13 protein-coding genes are annotated in these 18,968 nt (G+C 62.4%); 4 read left to right on the top strand and 9 right to left on the bottom strand.

The features are described from left to right. Positions 1-3: 3 nt before the first annotated feature. The 6 genes from ACK59H_RS18245 to ACK59H_RS18220 all read right to left on the bottom strand — a co-directional run bounded on the left by ACK59H_RS18245 (position 4) and on the right by ACK59H_RS18220 (position 9,437). Positions 4-2,778, bottom strand: a complete 2,775-nt coding sequence (locus tag ACK59H_RS18245) for a malto-oligosyltrehalose synthase (RefSeq protein ID WP_060479384.1) — start codon at positions 2,776-2,778, stop codon at positions 4-6. Then, on the bottom strand, positions 2,775-4,844 hold the full coding sequence (gene malQ / locus ACK59H_RS18240; protein ID WP_060479383.1) for a 4-alpha-glucanotransferase: 2,070 nt from the start codon (positions 4,842-4,844) through the stop codon (positions 2,775-2,777). The genes ACK59H_RS18245 and malQ overlap by 4 nt, the downstream gene beginning before the upstream one ends. Then, positions 4,841-6,583 carry a malto-oligosyltrehalose trehalohydrolase gene (treZ, locus tag ACK59H_RS18235; protein WP_060479382.1) on the bottom strand — a complete coding sequence of 581 codons (1,743 nt, stop codon included), beginning with the start codon at positions 6,581-6,583 and terminating at the stop codon, positions 4,841-4,843. The genes malQ and treZ overlap by 4 nt, the downstream gene beginning before the upstream one ends. A 13-nt stretch (positions 6,584-6,596) precedes the next feature. After that, positions 6,597-8,156 (bottom strand): glycogen synthase GlgA, encoded by a 1,560-nt coding sequence (gene glgA, locus ACK59H_RS18230; protein WP_060479381.1) that lies wholly within the window; start codon positions 8,154-8,156, stop codon positions 6,597-6,599. 496 nt (positions 8,157-8,652) lie between these two features. Continuing rightward, a complete protein-coding gene (locus ACK59H_RS18225) occupies positions 8,653-9,111 on the bottom strand; it encodes an SgcJ/EcaC family oxidoreductase (protein WP_060479380.1) in 459 nt (152 codons plus the stop codon). Between the two features lie 167 nt (positions 9,112-9,278). Then, the gene (locus ACK59H_RS18220; protein WP_186476854.1) at positions 9,279-9,437 is read right to left on the bottom strand and encodes a DUF6026 family protein; all 159 of its coding nucleotides are present in this window, start codon (positions 9,435-9,437) and stop codon (positions 9,279-9,281) included. 205 nt (positions 9,438-9,642) lie between these two features. On the opposite strand from ACK59H_RS18220, the gene gnd reads away from it, so the two are divergent. The 4 genes from gnd to ACK59H_RS18200 all read left to right on the top strand — a co-directional run bounded on the left by gnd (position 9,643) and on the right by ACK59H_RS18200 (position 14,815). Then, positions 9,643-10,623 carry a phosphogluconate dehydrogenase (NAD(+)-dependent, decarboxylating) gene (gnd, locus tag ACK59H_RS18215; protein ID WP_060479379.1) on the top strand — a complete coding sequence of 327 codons (981 nt, stop codon included), beginning with the start codon at positions 9,643-9,645 and terminating at the stop codon, positions 10,621-10,623. Further along, a complete protein-coding gene (gene zwf, locus ACK59H_RS18210; RefSeq protein WP_060479378.1) occupies positions 10,623-12,125 on the top strand; it encodes a glucose-6-phosphate dehydrogenase in 1,503 nt (500 codons plus the stop codon). Before gnd ends, zwf begins: the two co-directional genes overlap by 1 nt. An 18-nt stretch (positions 12,126-12,143) precedes the next feature. After that, positions 12,144-13,940 carry a glycoside hydrolase family 15 protein gene (locus tag ACK59H_RS18205; protein ID WP_409264751.1) on the top strand — a complete coding sequence of 599 codons (1,797 nt, stop codon included), beginning with the start codon at positions 12,144-12,146 and terminating at the stop codon, positions 13,938-13,940. 254 nt (positions 13,941-14,194) lie between these two features. Further along, complete coding sequence (locus ACK59H_RS18200; RefSeq protein WP_060479376.1) at positions 14,195-14,815, top strand: TetR/AcrR family transcriptional regulator; 621 nt, start codon at positions 14,195-14,197, stop codon at positions 14,813-14,815. Between the two features lie 41 nt (positions 14,816-14,856). Here ACK59H_RS18200 and preA read toward each other — a convergent pair whose 3' ends face one another. The 3 genes from preA to hydA form a co-directional block, all read right to left on the bottom strand. Continuing rightward, the gene (gene preA, locus ACK59H_RS18195) at positions 14,857-16,131 is read right to left on the bottom strand and encodes an NAD-dependent dihydropyrimidine dehydrogenase subunit PreA (RefSeq protein WP_060479375.1); all 1,275 of its coding nucleotides are present in this window, start codon (positions 16,129-16,131) and stop codon (positions 14,857-14,859) included. Then, the gene (locus tag ACK59H_RS18190) at positions 16,132-17,499 is read right to left on the bottom strand and encodes an NAD(P)-dependent oxidoreductase (RefSeq protein WP_060479374.1); all 1,368 of its coding nucleotides are present in this window, start codon (positions 17,497-17,499) and stop codon (positions 16,132-16,134) included. It lies immediately after the preceding gene. A 92-nt stretch (positions 17,500-17,591) separates the two neighbouring features. Continuing rightward, positions 17,592-18,968: dihydropyrimidinase (hydA, locus tag ACK59H_RS18185; protein WP_409264750.1), on the bottom strand; the 1,377-nt coding region annotated here is incomplete at its 5' end.

Genomic DNA, 18,968 nt, shown 5'->3' with positions numbered 1-18,968 from the left:
TGCTCAAGATTGTTGTATCAGCAAAGTGATCGGAAACTCCGCCAGTAATGCACTCACTAACAGCTCCCTAGAAGGGCTGACCGCAGCCGTGGCAAAAAGTCCAGTCGAGTTGGCAGATGACGGGTCAAACGGCAAGATCACCCGGGTATCTTCCCAGTTCTGTGCAGGGATCAAGGGTGAGCTGGCCGCCCCTAACAGGCCGCTGGCCAGACGTGGGGCAACGATGATTGCGCGTTCGCCTTCGCCCAGGCGGGCAAAAGCGATGACCTTGTCGGCGTGCCGGCCCTGCACGGTGAGCGGCAGGTAAGCACCCCGACGAAACAGTTCGGCATGGGCCTTGCGGCAATCGAGTACTCGCGCGATCAGTGCCTGCTTGATGCGCCCGTCATGCCAGTTCGCCAACAGTTCGCCAGTCGGGCAGGCATCGTCCAACGTCCGGCGCCTGCTGGGGTAGTCCACCGGGCGACGGTTGTCGGGGTCGACCAGGCTGAAATCCCAGTATTCATTGCCTTGGTACAGGTCCGGCACACCTGGCACGGTCATGCGCAGCAGGGTCTGGACCAGGCTGTTGAGGGCTCCGGGGCAGGCGATCGCGTGCGCCGCATCGGCTAGCGACTTGCGCAGCTGCTGGTTTTCCTGATCCAGCAAGATAGCGTCGACATACGCTGCGCAAACCGCCTCGTAGGCTTCGTTAGGTGCGCTCCAGCTGCTGCGCAGCTTGGCTTCACGCAGGGCTTTCTGCTGCCATTGACGGATGCGTTCGGCGTACTGACGCAGCGCCGTGTCATTGCCGATGTCCAAGTCCAGTGGCCAGCTACCGAGCAGCGCCTGCAGCAACAGCATCTCGTCACCTGGGCTGGGCGCCACACCATCTTGCAGTTGCTCACGCAGCGGTGCTGCCAGCTCGCGCCAGTGCTCCATACGGCTGGCGAACCATGGGCCGCGCTCACTCAGCACCGCCAGGCGTGCGCGAGTGTCTTCGCCGCGCTTATGGTCGTGGGTGGCGGTGGCCAGCAGGTTGTCCGGGAAGTCGCGCAGGCGGCGTTGGGCTTCATTGTGGAAGTGCTCAAGGCCTGCGCTGAAACGCTCGGCCTCGAAGCCCACATCGTTGCGTGACAACAACCGCGCCGAACGGTAGAACGCGGTATCTTCCACGGCTTTGGCAGCGCTGGGGGCGGTGAGCTGCTGGAAGCGTACACAGGCGTGGCGCAACTGCTTACGTGGCCGACCTGGCGGTAATTCCCGCCAGCGCTGGCCACCTAGCCAGTGTGCTAGCTGGTCGAGCAGTGGCCAGTCGGCTTCGGCCAAGTCCTGGCGGGCGTTACTCAGTGCTTGCTGGAAGAACCGTTCATCCTCGGCCGGGCGCCCGCAGGCGTTGATGTAGGTCCGGTAAACCGGATAGTGGGCCACCAGTGCCTGCAACGCGCGGCGGATCGCACCCAGAGTGAGGTCGCGAGTCATCAGGTCGTTACGGGCAACCTGCAATAGCGCCTGGGCCACCGACTCGCAATCGCCCGCTAGGCTGGCATTGAGCACCAAGTGCCGCGCCAGGCGAACCTCTTCGGGGAAGTCGGGGCGCTCGCTGACCGTTGCCCACAGCTCGGTCAACGGCGCTTCGCCGGCCGGGTCGTGTTGCAGCAGCGACACCTGGTTCATGAACTCGTAGCCGGTGGTGCCATCGGTGAGCCAGTCCCGATGCAGGTGCTCGCCGGCGCCGAGGATTTTCTCCACGAAGATTGGAAAGTGTTCAAGCGCTGTCTGCACAGGGCGCTTAGCCAGCAGGCTGTCGACCCGGCGGCGCAGTTTGCGGCAGTAACCGCGTGGATCGGCCAGGCCGTCGATATGATCGATGCGCAGGCCGTCGACCAGCCCGCGCTCGATCAGCTCGAACAGCTTGGCGTGGGTAGCCTCGAACACCACGGCGCGTTCCACCCGCAGGCCGCCAAGTTCGTTGATGTCGAAAAAGCGCCGCCAGTTGATGTCATCGCCGGCCGTGCGCCAGCTGGCCAAACGGTAAGTCTGGCGCTCAAGCAACAGGTGCAGGCGCTTGAAGCCTTCTTCGGTGCGGCTGTCGAAGGCCTGCAATGCCGCGTCGAGGTCAGCGCCTTCACCCACCAGGCGGGTGAGCTCGGCATGCAGGGGTAGGGCCGCTGCCAACGGGTCGGGCGCTTCGCCCAGCGCAGTGAAGTGTTCGGCCAAGGCTTGCAGCTCAGGCGCTGGGCTCTGGGCGAGAATCCAGCCGTAGTCCTGCGGGCAAATCGGGAAACGGTGCTCGTGGTGGGCGATCTGCAACAAGCCTGCCTGCGGCTCGTACTGCAGAGGGATCTCACCGTTCTTCAATGCTGCGCCATAGTCGCTGCCAAGGAATGGCAACAGCAACTGCCCGGCCAGCAGCGGGTCACTGGAGTGCCACTGGATGTCGAAGAATTCCGCATAGGGGCTGCGTCTGCCCCAGGCCAGCAAGCTTTGCCACCAGGGGTTGTCGGCGCCGCCTACGGCCATGTGGTTGGATACGGTGTCGAGGATCAGCCCCATGCCGTGCTGGCGCAGCGCGGCTACCAGCCGTTGCAGTGCCGCCTCGCCACCGAGCTCAGGGTTGACGCAGGTGGGGTCGACCACGTCGTAACCGTGGCGCGACCCTGCGCGGGCTTTGAGGATGGGTGAGGCGTAAAGGTGGCTGATGCCCAGTTGGGCAAAATACGGCACCAGTGCCACGGCGTCATCAAGGGTGAAGTCGCTGTGAAATTGCAGGCGTACAGTTGCGGTCAACGGCTTCATCGGTCACGTTCCCAGGCTTGTTCGCGGGCTTGGGCCAGCAGTTCAAGGCGCCGTGCGGCGTCTTCGTTATCTAGCAGCTCACGCACTGGGGCGGCGAAGCGCCGACGCCAGTTGGGGTGGCCGCTGGTGGTGCCCGGCAGGTTGGGTTGTTCGTCGCTGCCGAGCAGGTCTTCGAGCGGGATCAGCACCAGTGGGGCGCGGGTATGGCCAACGTAACGGATGGCGCCATCGATCAGCGCGTCATCGTCGGCCATGGCACCGTAGTTGGCTTGCAGCGTGCGGCGTAGGCCATCGCATTCCGTGCGCCGATCATGCCGCCATTGCAACTCGGTGGCGGCATCGATCAGTTGCAGGCGTTGGTACCAGTCGATGTCGCGGCTTTGTAGCCAGCCGGCCAAAGGCGCCAAGTCATGGGTGCCGGTGGTGGCAAGCGCGTCATCCGGCCAGTCGAGAATGGGTTTGAAATGCCCAGGCTTGGTTTGCTCAAACGGCAGCACACGCATGCCCAGCACCGCTTTGGCTGCCAGTTGCTCAGGCAACCCTGGCGGCACGGTGCCCAGGTCTTCGCCTAGGATGATTGCCTGATGGCGTACCGATTCGAGGGCCAGCAGGCGCAGTAGGTCCTCGACCGGGTAATTGAGATAAGCCCCTTGGTCGGGTGTGCTGCCCTGTGGGATCAGCCACAGCCGACGCAGGCCCATCACATGGTCGATGCGCAAGCCGCCGGCATGCGCTAGGTTGGCTCGCAGCATTTCGATGAACGCGCGGTAGCCGTTGCGTTTTAACCCTTCTGGGGAGAAGGCGCAGATACCCCAGGCTTGCCCTGCGCGGTTAAGAATGTCGGGCGGCGCGCCGACCGTAAGGTTAGCCAGCAATTCGTCCTGACGGCTCCAGGCCTGGCTGCCGGCCCCGTCAGCGCCAACTGCCAGATCAGCTATCAGGCCGACGGCCATCCCGCTGCTGCGTGCAGCGTGCTGGGCGCGTTGCAAGCTGCGTTCGGTCAGCCACTGGCAAAACGCCTGGAACTCGAGCTTGGCAGGGTAGGCATTGGCGATGGCTTCGACTTCCGGGTGGTACGGGTCCTGCCAAGTGCTAGGCCAATCTCGCCAGTCTGCGCCATGGCCGCGCTCCACGGCCAGTGCCTGTAGCACTTCGAAGCGGCAGTGATGTTCAAGGGCCTGGCCGCGAGTATCACGGAAGCTGTCGAAGTCCTGGCGCAGCGGGTGGTCGCCTTGGCTGAAATCCTGGTACAGGGCTTCGAGTAGACGCAGGCGGGCGCTGGCAGCACGTGGCCAGTCGACCAAAGGCTGTTGTTCCAAGTCTTCGAGCACTTGCTCCAAACCACATGCCTCGATCGCCATGCGTACCGCACGCTCCCCCAATAAGGCGGCTGGGCTGGCGTACAGCGTGTTGAGCAGCAGGCGGCTGGACGGTGAATAGGGGCTGTAGTGCTGCTGATCGATCATCGACAGCGCATGGATCGGGCTGATGGCCAGGGCGTCCGCGCCGCGCTCGGCAGCACTGCGTGCCAATTGCTCCAACGCCAGGCAATCGCCGAACCCGCCGTCGCCTGGGCGGCGCAGGCTATAAAGCTGCACGGACAGGCCCCAGAGGCGTGCAGGTGGCTCAGCCACAGCATCGGCCAAGCTGTAGCAGCGCGGCGGCGCCACCGCGAGGGTGAAATGCCGGTCATTGATCTGCAACTGGTGGTAGCCGACTGGCAGGCCACCGGGAAGGTTGCCTTGGGCATCCAGGGTCAAATCTTGCAGGCGGTTGCTTTCCAGGGTGCAGCGCACAGCGCTGCCTGGTGGGAAATAGCGCTGCAAAGGCAGTGGTTGACCCTGCTCGACAGTGAGCAGCGGCGGGAGATGCTCGCCATCATCGGCGGCTTGCACCTCCCGCAGGCTGGCCGCAATGGCCGCTTCGTCACCGGCGGGGTGACCCAAGCCATCGAGGACTTTGCGCAATACGTCATCGCTGACCTGCTGCGGCCGGTCATTGGCGTCGATCCAGTCGCGGGCTAGCCCGACCTGAGCGGCCAATCGGTGTAAAGCAGTTTCGCTCATGAGGGCTCCTGACCGGGGGGTAACAGGCTCACCACACAACTGTGGGCGGCCATGGCGGTGTCGGGGTGGGTACTGTCGCTACTGTCGAACAGGCGCCAAGCTCTGGCGGGTAGTTCCACTGCCTGAGGGCTAGCCGCCAGGTTCAGGTCGATCCGCAGGATGCTGCCATCTCCCAGCCGCCAGCGGGCGGTGAGGGCGTGGTCGCCCAGCACCACGGCGCCCAGCGCCCGACTGCCAGGCAAGTGTGGAACCACATGGCGCCGTCGCAGCCCCAGCAACTGCTCATACAGGCCATGCCAACCAGCGATGACCTCCTTGGGTAGCGGCCGCGAGGCTTCGAAAGTCTGTTTGGCGTTAGGGTCTGGAATGTGTTCGCGCTGCTCAGGGTCGGCAAAGGCCTTGAAGTGGGCAAACTCGCCACGCCGGCCCTCGCGCACCGCGTCGGCCAGTTCATCATGGAAATCGGTGAAGAACAGGAACGGCCGGCAACTGCCATCGTCATCACCCATGAACAGCAACGGGATCATTGGGCAGAGCAGCAACAAGCCGGTGGCGGCCCGTAGCGCAGCGGGAGGGCAGAGGCGAGTCAAGCGTTCGCCCAGTGCGCGATTGCCTATCTGGTCATGGTTCTGCAGGAACAACACGAACGACGAAGGCTCAAGATGCCCGCTGGGCTCACCGCGAGGGTTGCCGTGACGATTGGCCTGGCCTTGGAACACGAAGCCTTCGGACAGGCAGCGCGCCAGCTTTGCGATGGGTTGATCCTGGTAGTCGGCATAGTAGCCTTCGGTTTCACCGGTCAGCAGCACGTGCAAGGCATTGTGGCCATCGTCGTTCCATTGAGCGTCGAAGCCCTGCTGCAGTAGCGATGCCTGATTATGCTCGTTCTCCAGCACCAGCCAGACATGCCGGCCGGGCGCAACCGCAGCGCGTACCCGCTGGGCCAGTTCGACCAAGAAGTCGGGCTGGTCGATTGCGTGCACCGCATCCAAGCGCAAGCCGTCACAGCGGTAGTCGCATAGCCACATCAGGGCGTTCTGGATGAAGTATTCGCGCACCTCTGGCCGGCGAAAATCAATCGCAGCGCCCCAAGGGGTCTGCCGATCCTCGCGAAAGAATGGGCTGGCGTATTCGTGCAGATAATTGCCATCTGGGCCGAAGTGGTTGTACACCACATCCACCATGACCATCAGCCCATGGCCGTGGGCCTGGTCCACCAGGCGGCAAAGCTGCTCGGGGCTACCGTAGTTGTGCTGCGGGGCATAGGGCAGTACGCCGTCGTAGCCCCAGTTACGTTCGCCAGGGAATTGGCCCAGCGGCATCAGCTCGATAGCGGTAATACCCAGCTGAGCCAGCCTCGGCAATTGCAGAGCGACGCCAGCGAAGCCGTCGAGCACGCCTACGTGCAACTCCTGGATCACTGCTTCGTGCCAAGGGCGACCCTGCCAGGGGTGCTGCCAGTCGTAGGTCCTTACGTCTACTACCTGGCTGGGCCCGTGTACGCCCTCAGGCTGATAGCGCGACGCAGGGTCGGCCACTTGCAGGCGGCCATCAATGCTGTAGCGATAACGGTCCCCAGCTTTGCAAGGGGCCACTGCAGTGAACCAGCCGTCTTCTTCAGCCAGCAGCTCAATGGCCGGCTGCTGTTCAATTTCCAAGCTCACGTTGCGCGCATCTGGCGCCCATAGGGCGAAGCGCGCCGACGTGGCGTCCAACATTTGTGCGCCATGCCTTTGCATCTTCGAACCCCGCTCAGTAGTGGCTCAGCTGTGCCTGCTTGACCAGATCCTCATAGAGCCGTGCATAGGGCTCCACAGCCTGACACCAGTTGAATGGCTGGGTCATCGACAGGCAGCGCATGGCATTGAGCAAGTCTTTCTTGCCGAATACATAGAAAGCCCGGCTTAGCGCCTCACGGTAGCTGTCCACAGTCGACTCATCGAACAAAAAGCCAGTGACGCCGTTTTCGATGGTGTCGGCCAGGCCGCCGGTGTTGCGTGCCACAGGCAGCGAGCCGAAACGCTGTGCGTACATCTGGCTCAGGCCGCAAGGTTCGTAACGCGATGGCATCAGCAGGAAATCACTGCCGGCAAACATGCGCCGGGCATCGGTTTCGTTGAAACCGATGCGCACGCCAATGCGCCCAGGATGGCGCAGAGCCAATTCACGCATGGCTTGCTCTTCCTCAGGCTCGCCACGACCGATGATCGCGATTTGCCCCCCTTGCTCGACGATGTAGTCGGCAACGCCCAAGGTGAGGTCCAGGCCTTTCTGGTAGACCAGCCGCGAAACCACGGCGAACAGCGGCCCCTCGCTAGGGTCTAGGCCGAACAAGCGGCGCACGGCGTCGCTGTTGCGCGCCTTACCTTCCCAGTCGTTGAGGCTGAAATTGTGCTCCAGGTGTTTGTCGGTAGCCGAGTCCCAGCTTTCGTCGATGCCGTTGGGAATACCGCCCAACAGGCCCTGATGCGCCTTGCTGGCAAGAAAACCATCCAGGCCGCAACCAAATTCCGGCGTGGTGATTTCCTGGGCGTAGGTGGCGCTGACCGTGGTGATATGGCTGGAGTAAGCCAGGCCCGCCTTGAGGAACGACAGCTTGCCGTAGAACTCCATGCCTTCCTGTTGCATCGCATGCTCAGGGATTGCCAGCTCAGGGCTGCAGCCACGGCTATAGACGCCCTGGTAGGCGAGGTTGTGAATAGTGAACAGGGTAGGGGTGTTCAGGCCACGCCAGTGCATGTAAGCCGGTGCCAGGCCCGCAGGCCAGTCGTGGGCGTGCACCACCTCGGGCTTCCAGTGAATCATGCCTTCGCCAGCGGCGATCTCGGCTGCAGCCAGGCCCAGGCGGGCAAAACGGATATGGTTGTCAGGCCAGTCACGGCCATTGTTGGCGCCATAGGGGGTGCCATCGCGTTCGTACAGCTCAGGGCAGATCAGCACGTAGATCACTAGCCCGTCGACCATGTCCATGCGGCCGATCTTGCAGGGCGGAAGTGCAGCGTGGCCACCGAGTTGGCCCACGATATGGATTGGGTTGTCGCTTTCCATGACCTGCGGGTAGCCAGGGATCAGCACACGCACATCGTGCAGGTGCGCCAGGGCGCGGGGCAATGCTGCGGAGACATCGCCCAAGCCGCCGGTCTTGACCAGGTCGGCGATTTCCGAGGTGACGAACAGAATCTTGCGCTTGTTGGGGTTGTGCTGGCGCTGGGCGCCTGGTGTCGTGCCTGTTTTGGCGAAATCCGGGGTGAGCGGATCGCGGTTGTCCGACTTGAATGAATCTACGTGAGGCTCGACAGCGGCACTGATCATACTTCTTTCCGTCCCTATGTGACCGGGTGCTGGCACCCGTTTTGATATCTCGTGCTGGTTCTCTCTGTTTCTGTAATTGCGTAACGCTATCCATGCCCCGAAGTCGTGCGCACAGGCACAGCGCGACCGGCATTCCTGCCGACGGCGATTGGACTAGTTGGGGTAGGTCGGCCAGACACCGGAACGCCCGTCTTTGGCCTACTCAATTGCTGACCTGCCACCGATTCCAAAAGTTCGACTTTTTTGCATCGCTCTTCCTATGAGCAAATGACGGGCCGGAATTTGAGTGTAGGAGAGCTAGAGATAAAAATCCGACCCATTGGTCACTTTTGCTATGGCGCGTGTTAGACGCAAACGTTGGCGAGTGTCAGCGGGTGTTTCCAAGCGGGAATAGGGCCCACCGCAGGACGGTTCAGAGCCACAAGATGCAGCACCGGGGAGGGGGTGCTGCACTGTTTTGAGGCGAGCCGCCTTTGAGAGCGCCTCGATATGAAGCTCAGCTCGACGGCAGCAGGGAGGAGTGGTGGTGGCTGATCAACCATCGTTGGCCATCCCAGCGGTAGGTGAAGCTGTAGCGTGCCGCAACCTGCTTGCCGGTAGCAGCGAAGTCGAAGGTATAAAGGCCGTTCAAGGTTGCGATGTTGCAGGCGGCGTCGAAGTGATGGGTGTCGAGCCTGCCGCTAGGCTTGTCTGCCAGAAAATGGCTGAAGTACTCCACGCGTTCTTGTTCGGTCAGGCGAGGCTTTTTCGATACCGTCGGCAGTAGCAAGGCATTGTCCTGATACAGCCGTGCGACCTGGTGTGGGTCTGCGCTCTTGAGGCTATCGTTCCATTGCTCGAACAGGTTCAGGGCTTGTTGCTCGGTGGCGTATTGGCAGCTTTGAGCGCTGGCGTGTAGCGGCAGGGTAGCCAGGCTGCAGAGGGCCAGCGGCAAGTAAAGGTGTGCGATTTTCATGATCAACCCATGGCAGGCAGGCACCGGGATGGTGCTGCAAGGCCATGCACCCTATTGAGTGCTCAAAGGCTGAGCCATCGGATACGGTTTCCTTGCGCGGAGATCTTTCCGGCAGGAACGTCAGTGCGGTGTGGGAGCCTTGTAGCTCCCACTCTTAATGAGAAGAATCAGGCGCGCTCGGCACTGTGAGTTTGCGCCAGCAACTTGTTCAACTGAGCGACCTGCTCACGCAATTGGTCACGCTCGTCCTTCAATTTGCGCAGTTCATCACGGCGCACGGAGACATAGAGGGTCTGGGTTGGAGTGGCAGGCATCAAGGTACCCATGAGCACACCTCGCGGTTTTGGCTGGTGACAATTTAAAGCGTAGTCGCTTTGCGCGGCGCGCATTCTGAATTCTTTCACCGTCAATGGGAACTTTTTTGTTTATGGTTGTCGCGCCGTTCGTCGCTGAACCCTTAAGCGCGGCGCTGGACTAACCTGAAACGTTGAACTGCGTTCATCAATCATTTCGACAGGGGAGCATCGGCTCATGCAATTGGGAATCATCGGGCTGGGCCGCATGGGCGGCAACATCGCGAGGCGGCTGATGCGCGCCGGCCACCGCACCGTGGTGCATGACCGCAACCGTGACGCCGTGGTCGGGCTGGAAGGCGAAGGCGCCCAGGGTGCCCATGACCTTGGCGCGCTGGTGCAAAAGCTGAAGGCGCCGCGTGCGATTTGGGTGATGTTGCCGGCTGGCGAACCTACCGAGCAGACAATCGCCCAGTTGGCCGAGCTGCTTGAACCAGGGGACTCGATCATCGATGGTGGCAATACCTTCTACAAAGACGACATGCGCCGCGCCGAAGAGCTGGCCAAGCGCGGCCTGCACTACCTGGATGTCGGCACTTCCGGTGGCGTTTGGGGCCTGGACCGTGGTTACTGCATGATGATCGGCGGTGAAAAGGACGTGTTCGAGCGGCTTGAACCCTTGTTCAAAGCCCTGGCGCCGGGGGTTGGTGATATCCCGCGCACCCATGGCCGCAGCGGTGAGCACGCCCGTGCCGAATACGGTTACATTCACGCCGGCCCTCCGGGCGCCGGGCATTACGTGAAGATGGTGCACAACGGCATCGAATACGGCCTTATGCAAGCGTATGCCGAAGGTTTCGACCTGTTGCGCAGCAAGGGCGGGGATCAATTGCCTGAGACTCAGCGCTTTGACCTGAACCTGGCCGAAATCGCTGAAGTGTGGCGCCGCGGCAGTGTCGTGACCTCCTGGCTGCTCGACCTCACCGCCGATGCCCTGGTGGCGGACCCTCAGCTGTCGCAGTTCAGTGGCTCGGTTTCCGACAGTGGCGAAGGCCGTTGGACGATCGACGCGGCCGTAGAGCAGGCGGTGCCTGTGCCTGTGCTGTCCAGCGCACTGTTCGCCCGCTTCCGCTCGCGTCAGCAACAGGGTACCTATGGCGACAAGGTCTTGTCGGCCATGCGTTTGGGCTTTGGTGGTCACGTCGAGAAAAAAGACTGATGAGCAAACAGAACGTCCCCGCCGCTCCACCTTGCACATTGTTCCTGTTTGGCGCCAATGGCGACTTGGTAAAACGCTTGCTGATGCCGGCGCTTTACAACCTCAGCCGCGATGGTTTGCTGGACCGTAACCTGAAGATCGTTGGCGTCGACCACAACCCTGCCACCGGTGAGGAATTCGCCGAGCGCCTGCATGATTTCATGCGAGCGCGCGAGCAAGGCGAGGGCAGTGTGAAATGCCTGGATGAAAAGCTTTGGGCGCGGCTTGCCAAACGCCTGGACTACCAGACGGGCGACTTTCTCGACCCTGCCACTTATACCGCGCTGGCCAAGCGCATCGACAAGACCAGCCATGGCAATGCGATTTTCTACCTGGCCACCTCGCCGCGTTTCTTTCCCGATGTTGCCGAGCATTTGAGCCAGGCCGGCTTGCTCGACGAGGCCGGCGGTGGTTTTCGCAGGCTTGTGGTGGAAAAGCCTTTCGGCACCGATCTGGCCAGTGCCGAGGCGCTCAACGCCCGTTTGTTAAAGGTCATGAGCGAGCGGCAGATTTACCGCATCGATCATTTCCTGGGAAAGGAAACCGTTCAGAACATCCTGGTCAGCCGCTTTTCCAATGGCTTGTTCGAGTCGTTCTGGAACAACCATTACATCGACCATGTGCAGATTACCGCTGCCGAGACGGTCGGGGTGGAAACCCGAGGGGCCTTCTACGACAACACTGGCGCGTTGCGCGACATGGTGCCCAACCACCTGTTCCAACTGCTGGCGATGGTCGCCATGGAGCCGCCAGCGGCCTTTGGCGCCGATGCGGTGCGCAGTGAGAAGGCCAAGGTTATCGGTGCTATTCGCCCTTGGTCGACCAAGATGGCGCTCAAGCACTCCGTGCGTGGTCAATACACCGAAGGTAAGCAGGGTCGCAAACGTCTGCCAGGCTACCGCCAGGAAAGCAATGTCAGCGAAGACAGCCAGACCGAAACCTATGTAGCGCTGAAGGTGATGATCGACAACTGGCGCTGGGCAGGGGTGCCGTTCTACCTGCGCACTGGCAAACGCATGAGCGTGCGTGACACCGAGATCGCCATCTGTTTCAAACCGGCGCCCTACGCGCAGTTCCGAGAGTCGGAGCTTGAGCGGCCGAAACCCAATTACCTGAAGATCCAGATTCAGCCCAATGAAGGCATGTGGTTCGACCTGCAGGCCAAGCGCCCGGGCCCTGAGCTGGTGACGGCGAATGTCGAGTTGGGCTTTGCTTACAAAGACTTCTTCAAGATGACCCCAGCCACCGGTTACGAAACGCTGATCTATGACTGCCTGACCGGTGACCAGACCCTGTTCCAGCGGGCCGACAACATCGAAAACGGCTGGCGAGCGGTTCAGCCCTTTCTCGATGCCTGGGCCCAGGGCGGCGAGGTGCATGAATATCCGGCAGGTGAGGACGGCCCCGAAGCTGGCAATGAATTACTGACGCGCGACAAGCGTGAGTGGCACACCTTAGGGTAATCCGATCAAGGAGAAGCAATGCCCGCCCACATTGAAGACTATGCGCTGCTCGGCAACTGCCGCAGCGCCGCCCTGGTGAGCCGCGACGGTTCCATCGACTGGCTTTGCCTGCCGCGCTTCGACGCCCCTGCGGTGTTCGCCGCACTGCTTGGCAATGAACAAAATGGTCGTTGGCGCCTGGCGCCCAGTGACACCGTCGAGCAGGTCAGCCGCCAGTACCTGGGCGACACCCTGGTGCTGGAAACCACTTGGCACACCGCCGGTGGCCGGGCCCGGGTGCTCGACTTCATGCCGCTCGACGAGGTCAACTCGGTGGTGCGCATCGTCGAGGGCCTGGCCGGCGAGACGCACTTCGAGATGGACCTTGTGATGCGCTTCGACTACGGGCGTAGTGTGCCGTGGGTCGAAAAGCTCGATCCGCTTACGCTGAGCGCCGTGGCCGGGCCTGACCGTCTGCTGTTGACCAGCAGCGTGGCGTCCCATGGCCTTGACCACCATACCGTCGCCCGCTTTCGAGTGTGCGCAGGGGAGCGTCAGGTGTTCAGCTTGCGGCATCAACCCTCGCACCTGCCGGTGCAGCCGGATTGCGACATCGACCAGGCTCTGCAGCATACACTGGCTCACTGGCAAGCCTTTGCTGACCGCTGCCCGGATCTGGGGCCTTACTCGCACCGCGTGCGGCGTTCGCTGCTGACCCTCAAGGCAATGACCTACGCCCCTACCGGTGGCATCGTTGCTGCCGTGACCACGTCACTGCCCGAACGCTTGGGCGGTGAGCGCAACTGGGACTATCGATTCTGCTGGCTGCGCGACGCCACCATGACCTTGCTGGCTTTCATGAACCTGGGGTACTTCGACGAAGCCCAGGCCTGGCGCGAATGGTTGCTACGCTCGGTTGCCGGCAACCCCGAACAGATGCAGATCATGTACGGGCTGGCGGGCGAAAGGGATTTGCAGGAATACACCTTGCCTTGGCTGGCTGGCTATGAGCACTCCCAGCCGGTGCGGGTTGGCAATGCGGCTTCGGCACAGGTGCAGCTGGATATCTTCGGCGAGCTGGCCGACGCCATGACCCAGGCGATCAAGGGCGGGCTGCCGCGGCTACCGCGCAGCGCCGCGATCTCGCGGATGATCCTGCCCTACGTCGAACGCATCTGGCGCGAGCCCGACGAGGGCATCTGGGAGGTGCGCGGTGGTCGCCAGCACTTCGTGCATTCCAAAGTCATGGCCTGGGTTGCCTTCGACCGGGCAGCCGGGCTTGCCGATACCACGGAAGAGAGTAGCGAGCATGCACGCCACTACCGAGAGGTGGCCGATGAGATCCATCGTGACGTCTGTGCCAACGGGCTGGATGCCAGCGGGCAGTATTTTGTCCAGGCCTATGGCTCGGCCGAAATGGACGCAGGCCTTCTGCAGATCGCCCTCACCGGCTTCCTGCCAGCGGACGACCCGAGGTTTCTGCGTACGCTTGCGCAGATCGAACAACGTCTGCTGAACAATGGCCTGCTGCTGCGCTACGACAGCGAGAATGGCGGCGATGGGCTGAGCTCGGGTGAGGGTACTTTCCTGGTCTGTTCGTTCTGGTTGGCCGATGTGTACGTGCTGCTCGGACGCGAGGCCGAGGCTCAGCAGCTGTATGAAAAACTCTCGGGCCTATGCAACGACGTGGGCTTGCTGGCCGAGCAATACGACCCAAGCGAGCAGCGCATGCTAGGCAACTTCCCTCAGGCATTCAGCCACATCGGCATCATCAATTCTGCCCTGAACCTGCTTCAGGCGCGGTGCCCGGCCCGTGACCGGGCGCGTACGGGCTGAGTGCGGCATGGCTTGCGGCCGTCCCGCCAGACCAGACCTAGCGCTGCCAATGGCAGGCATCGGCGGGTCGTGGCGGGGCCGGTACGCTGGCAGGCTATTTCAGGCCCCGTGATTCAATCCCATGGCAATTGCGGCGTAGACTACGCCAATCCCATTCGGCAAGGAGCACCCATGAGCGTGCGTGGTCGTGAGCGGCAACTGAACGACATCGAACTCAATTACGTTGGGCTCGATGCATGGACGGCCGACGCCTGATGGCTAACCACAAGATCGAGATCCGTCGACGCAATATCCAGAAGATTCTCGTGGCGGCCGAAAAGGTATTCGCCGAAAAAGGCTATGGCGCCACCTCGATGGGTGATATCGCCGAACAGGCCGAGTTACCGCGTTCCAACCTGCATTACTACTTCAGTACCAAGGACGAACTGTTTCGCGCGGTGTTGCAAGATTTGCTGGATGTATGGAAGCAGGACGCGCTGTGCTTCGAGAACTTCGACGACCCGCGCGTGGTGCTGACCAGCTACATCCGCGCCAAGATGGGCCATTCACGCTCACGCCCGCTGGGCTCTAGGATCTGGGCTGAAGAAATGCTCCATGGCGCCCCTGTGCTGGGGTGCAGCCTCGAGGAAAACCTGGTGCCCTGGGCCAGGCTCAAACAAGACAAGATACGCCGTTGGGTGGAGCAGGGGCGTATTCTGCCGGTGGAGCCATCGGCCCTGCTGTACATGATTTGGGCATCGACCCAGCACTACGCCGACTTCGGCTACCAGGTGGCGCTGCTCAACGAAGGTGAGCCGCTGTCCGACTCGGCCTTCGAGCGTGCGGTGCAGACGGTCACTTCGGTCATCTTGCGTGGCATAGGGTTGCAACCCTGAGTGAAATGGGGCCGTGAACTGGCCCCATCCACTGGCTTCCCTCAACTGGCCTCGCGGTAGGGGTTGCGCGGGTCTTGGGTCCAGTTCAGGTAAGGCTTGCCGGTGTCCTGGGCGACCATCTCGATGCAGTGGTCCACCGGGCAGGTGATCTGGCATAGGTTGCAGCCCACGCATTCGTCCTCGATCACACTGTAGATATGGGTGCCATCGGCCCTCAGGGTACTGGCAATGGCCTGGTGCGAGGTATCTTCACAGGCGATATGGCAACGCCCGCAACCGATGCACGATTGCTGGTCGATGTGGGCGATGGATTTGTAATTGATGTCCAGGTACTTCCAGTCGGTGGTGTGCCCCACCGCCTGCCCGCGGAACGCATCGAGGTTGCGGTGCCCCTGCTGGTCCATCCAGCGTGCCAGGCCATCCTTCATGTCTTCGACGATGCGAAAACCATGCAGCATCGCCGCCGTGCACACCTGTACCGCACCGCTGCCCAAAGCGATGAACTCGGCGGCGTCGCGCCAGTTGCCGATACCGCCGATGCCACAGATCGGCAGGCCATGTGTCTGCGGGTCACGGGCTATCTCAGCGACCATGTTCAAGGCAATTGGCTTGACCGCAGAGCCACAATAACCGCCGTGAGTGCTTTGGTCGCCGACGATGGGGTGGGCGACCATGCGCTCCAGGTCGACGCTGGTGATGGAGTTGATGGTGTTGATCAACGACACCGCGTCCGCGCCGCCGCGATGGGCTGCACGAGCCGACTGGCGGATGTCGGTGATGTTGGGGGTGAGTTTCACGATCACCGGCAGCGAGCAATACAGCTTGCACCAATGGGTAACCATTTCGACATATTCAGGCACTTGGCCCACAGCGGCCCCCATGCCGCGTTCAGGCATGCCGTGGGGGCAACCGAAGTTCAGTTCGATGCCATCGGCACCTGTGGCCTCAACCAGGGGAAGGATGAATTTCCACGACTCCTCCAAGCACGGCACCATCAGCGATACGATCAGTGCGCGATCGGGCCACTCCTTCTTCACCTGGGTGATTTCGCGCAGGTTGATCTCCAACGACCGATCGGTGATCAGCTCGATGTTGTTGATTCCCTGTACCTGACGATTGGGGCCGTAATGCGCCGAATAACGTGATGACACGTTGACTGCGGCCGGGTCTTCTCCGAGGGTTTTCCAGACTACACCGCCCCAGCCTGCCTCGAAGGCACGCACCACATTGTAGGCTTTGTCGGTCGGTGGCGCAGACGCCAGCCAGAAGGGGTTAGGTGCCTTGATACCGGCGAATTCGATGGACAGGTCGGCCATTTATGCAGCCTCCATGTTGAGCATGAGTTGGGCATGGATGGCTTCGGCGGCCAGCTTGCCGTGTTGGACCGCCTGGACGGTGAGGTCCTGGCCAAGTGCCGTGCAGTCGCCACCGGCATAGACCCCGGTAAGGCTTGTGCGCAGGTTTTCGTCTACGCGAATGCGTTCACCGTCCCGGGCCAACTGCGCGGCAACCGGGTCGCACAGGCTGGTGTCGTCGAAGCCTTGGCCAATCGCTTTGAAAATGGCGTCAGCGGCCAGCTCGAAGGCGTCGCCGGTATCGCGTAGCTGGCCGTCGACCAGCTCGGTGCGCATGAAGCGCATGCCGCGCACGCGCCCTTGGTCGTCCAGCAGCACTTGCTCTGGGCGGGCCCAGGTGTGCAGGCGCACTTGGTTGGCCTTGGCGATGTCCTGCTCATGACCGGTGGCGCCCATGTCGGCTGAACCACGGCGGTACACCAGATTGACGTCGCGCGCGCCCAGGCGGCTCATCTGCACCGCCATGTCGATGGCAGTGTTACCGGCGCCGATCACCAGGCAGCGCTCGGCCAGTGGCAGTTGTGCCAGATCCTCGGCCTGGCGCAGTTCACGGATGTAGGCGGTGGCGCCGAGCAGGCCAGGAGCTTGCTCATCGGCCAGGCCAAGCTGGCGCACCGCGTTCAGGCCAAGGCCCAGAAACACGGCGTCGAACTGCTCGCGCAACGTTCCCAGGGCGAGGTTGGCCCCCAGGCGCTGGCCGTGACGCATTTCAATGCCGCCGATGCCAAGCAGGAACTCCACCTCGCGTTGGGCGTAGTCATCCACCAATTTGTAGCGGGCGATGCCGTACTCGTTGAGGCCGCCGGCCTTGTCACAGGCTTCGAACACCACCACGTCGTGGCCATGCATGGCCAGCCGGTGGGCGCAGGAAAGCCCGGCGGGGCCGGCGCCTACCACGGCGATGCGTTTGCCGGTGGGGGGCGAGCGCTTGAAGGGGTGCTCAGTGAACCCGGCGTTGTCCAGCGCGTAACGTTGCAGTTGGCCGATCAGCACCGGCGCGCACTCCTGGGCGTTGTTGCGCACGCAGGCCTGCTGGCAAAGAATTTCGGTGGGGCAGACACGGGCGCAGCTGCCGCCGAGAATGTTGGCCGACAGGATGCGTTCGGCAGCGCCTTGCAGGTTTTCATCGCTGATGCGGTGAATGAACGACGGGATGTCGATTTCGCTCGGGCAGGCGTTGACGCAAGGGGCGTCGTAGCAGTAAAGGCAGCGAGCGCTCTCCACGGCCGCTTGGCGAGGGGTAAGCGGCGGGGCCAGGTCGGTAAAGCGTTCGGCCAGGGCGGCGCTGCCGGCGCTTGGGCGGGGCAAGTGGTTCAGGGCATCGATCACGGTTGTAGCCTCTCTGTTCTTTTGGTTGTGGCAGTCAACGGCAATACGGCGCCGCCCGGCCTCTTGGGGCCGGTACGGCAATGCAGGGCCAATCAGCGCTGTACGGGGGTCGGGCGCTGTTGCTCGGCGCGCCGGCCTAGTACTTCGTATACCGAGGGGTAGGCAGGGCGCTCCACGTACCGACCGGCACCCGGTTCGGCACGCAGGTCGCCATCGGCCCAGAGCACCTTGCCCTGGCTGATGGTATGGCTGGGGATGCCGCGAACGGTGCGGCCCTCGAAGATGTTGAAGTCGACCCGCTGATGGTGGGTCTGGGCGGAAATGGTGCGGGTGCCCTGAGGGTCCCATAGCACCAGGTCGGCGTCGGCGCCCACGCGGATGGCGCCTTTGCGCGGGAAGAGGTTGAAGATCTTGGCGGTGTTGGTCGAGGTCAGGGCGACGAATTCGTGCATAGACAGGCGCCCGCTGTTGACCCCAGCGTCCCACAGCACTGCCATGCGGTCCTCGATGCCTGCGGTGCCGTTAGGAATGCGGCTGAAGTCATTGCGGCCCATGGCCTTCTGTTCTGCGCAGAAACAGCAATGGTCGGTCGCCGTGGTGTGCAGGTTGCCAGACTGCAGCCCGCGCCATAGCGCTTCTTGGTGCTCGCGGGGGCGGAAAGGCGGGCTCATCACATAACCGGCAGCGGTTGCCCAGTCTGGGTCGCGGTAGACGCTGTCGTCGATCAGCAGGTGGCCGGGCAGCACTTCGCCATACACCGGCTGGCCCTTGGCCCGGGCGTAGGTGATTTCATCCAGTGCTTCACGGCTTGAGATGTGTACCACGTACAACGGCGTGCCGATGGTTTCGGCGATACGGATAGCGCGGCTTGCCGCTTCCCCTTCGACCTGCGAAGGCCGTGACAGTGGATGGGCTTCAGGCCCGGTCAGGCCTTGCGCCAGCAGCTTCTGCTGCAGGTGGTAGACCAGCTCGCCGTTCTCGGCATGCACCGTAGGCACTGCCCCCAGTTGCAGGCAGCGCTCGAAGCTGGCCACCAGGGTGTCGTCAGCCGCCATGATGGCGTTTTTATAGGCCATGAAGTGCTTGAAACTGTTGACCCCATGCTGGCTTACCAACTCGCCCATTTCCTCGGCGACCTGTTCGCTCCACCAAGTGATGGCGACGTGAAAGCCGTAGTCCGACGCACTCTTCTGGGCCCATCCGCGCCAGGTATGGAACGCTTCGAGCAGCGACTGCTGCGGGTTGGGGATGACGAAATCGATGATCGAGGTGGTGCCTCCGGCCAGCCCGGCCGCGGTACCGCTGAAAAAGTCCTCGCTGGCGACCGTGCCCATGAAGGGCAGCTGCATATGGGTGTGCGGGTCGATGCCGCCCGGCATCAGGTACTGGCCGCTGCCGTCGAGGATCTCACAGTCGGTTGGCGCCTCGAGGTCTTTGCCAATGGCGCGGATCTGGCCATCGACACACAG

It is taken from the genome of Pseudomonas sp. KCJK9000 (genome assembly GCF_046230725.1).
Classification (GTDB): Bacteria; Pseudomonadota; Gammaproteobacteria; order Pseudomonadales; family Pseudomonadaceae; genus Aquipseudomonas; species Aquipseudomonas promysalinigenes.
The sequence above is the reverse complement of the archived record's forward strand: the minus strand, read 5'-3'. Positions and strand labels throughout refer to the sequence as shown.

What these genes read in the sequence shown, in the direction of transcription:
- ACK59H_RS18225 (WP_060479380.1), bottom strand. Translation starts at nt 9,111, where the DNA reads ATGAAAATCGCACACCTTTACTTGCCGCTGGCCCTCTGCAGCCTGGCT.
- zwf (WP_060479378.1), top strand. Translation starts at nt 10,623, where the DNA reads ATGAGCAAACAGAACGTCCCCGCCGCTCCACCTTGCACATTGTTCCTG.
- ACK59H_RS18220 (WP_186476854.1), bottom strand. Translation starts at nt 9,437, where the DNA reads ATGGGTACCTTGATGCCTGCCACTCCAACCCAGACCCTCTATGTCTCC.
- gnd (WP_060479379.1), top strand. Translation starts at nt 9,643, where the DNA reads ATGCAATTGGGAATCATCGGGCTGGGCCGCATGGGCGGCAACATCGCG.
- preA (WP_060479375.1), bottom strand. Translation starts at nt 16,131, where the DNA reads ATGGCCGACCTGTCCATCGAATTCGCCGGTATCAAGGCACCTAACCCC.
- ACK59H_RS18205 (WP_409264751.1), top strand. Translation starts at nt 12,144, where the DNA reads ATGCCCGCCCACATTGAAGACTATGCGCTGCTCGGCAACTGCCGCAGC.
- treZ (WP_060479382.1), bottom strand. Translation starts at nt 6,583, where the DNA reads ATGCAAAGGCATGGCGCACAAATGTTGGACGCCACGTCGGCGCGCTTC.
- ACK59H_RS18245 (WP_060479384.1), bottom strand. Translation starts at nt 2,778, where the DNA reads ATGAAGCCGTTGACCGCAACTGTACGCCTGCAATTTCACAGCGACTTC.
- glgA (WP_060479381.1), bottom strand. Translation starts at nt 8,156, where the DNA reads ATGATCAGTGCCGCTGTCGAGCCTCACGTAGATTCATTCAAGTCGGAC.
- malQ (WP_060479383.1), bottom strand. Translation starts at nt 4,844, where the DNA reads ATGAGCGAAACTGCTTTACACCGATTGGCCGCTCAGGTCGGGCTAGCC.
- ACK59H_RS18200 (WP_060479376.1), top strand. Translation starts at nt 14,195, where the DNA reads ATGGCTAACCACAAGATCGAGATCCGTCGACGCAATATCCAGAAGATT.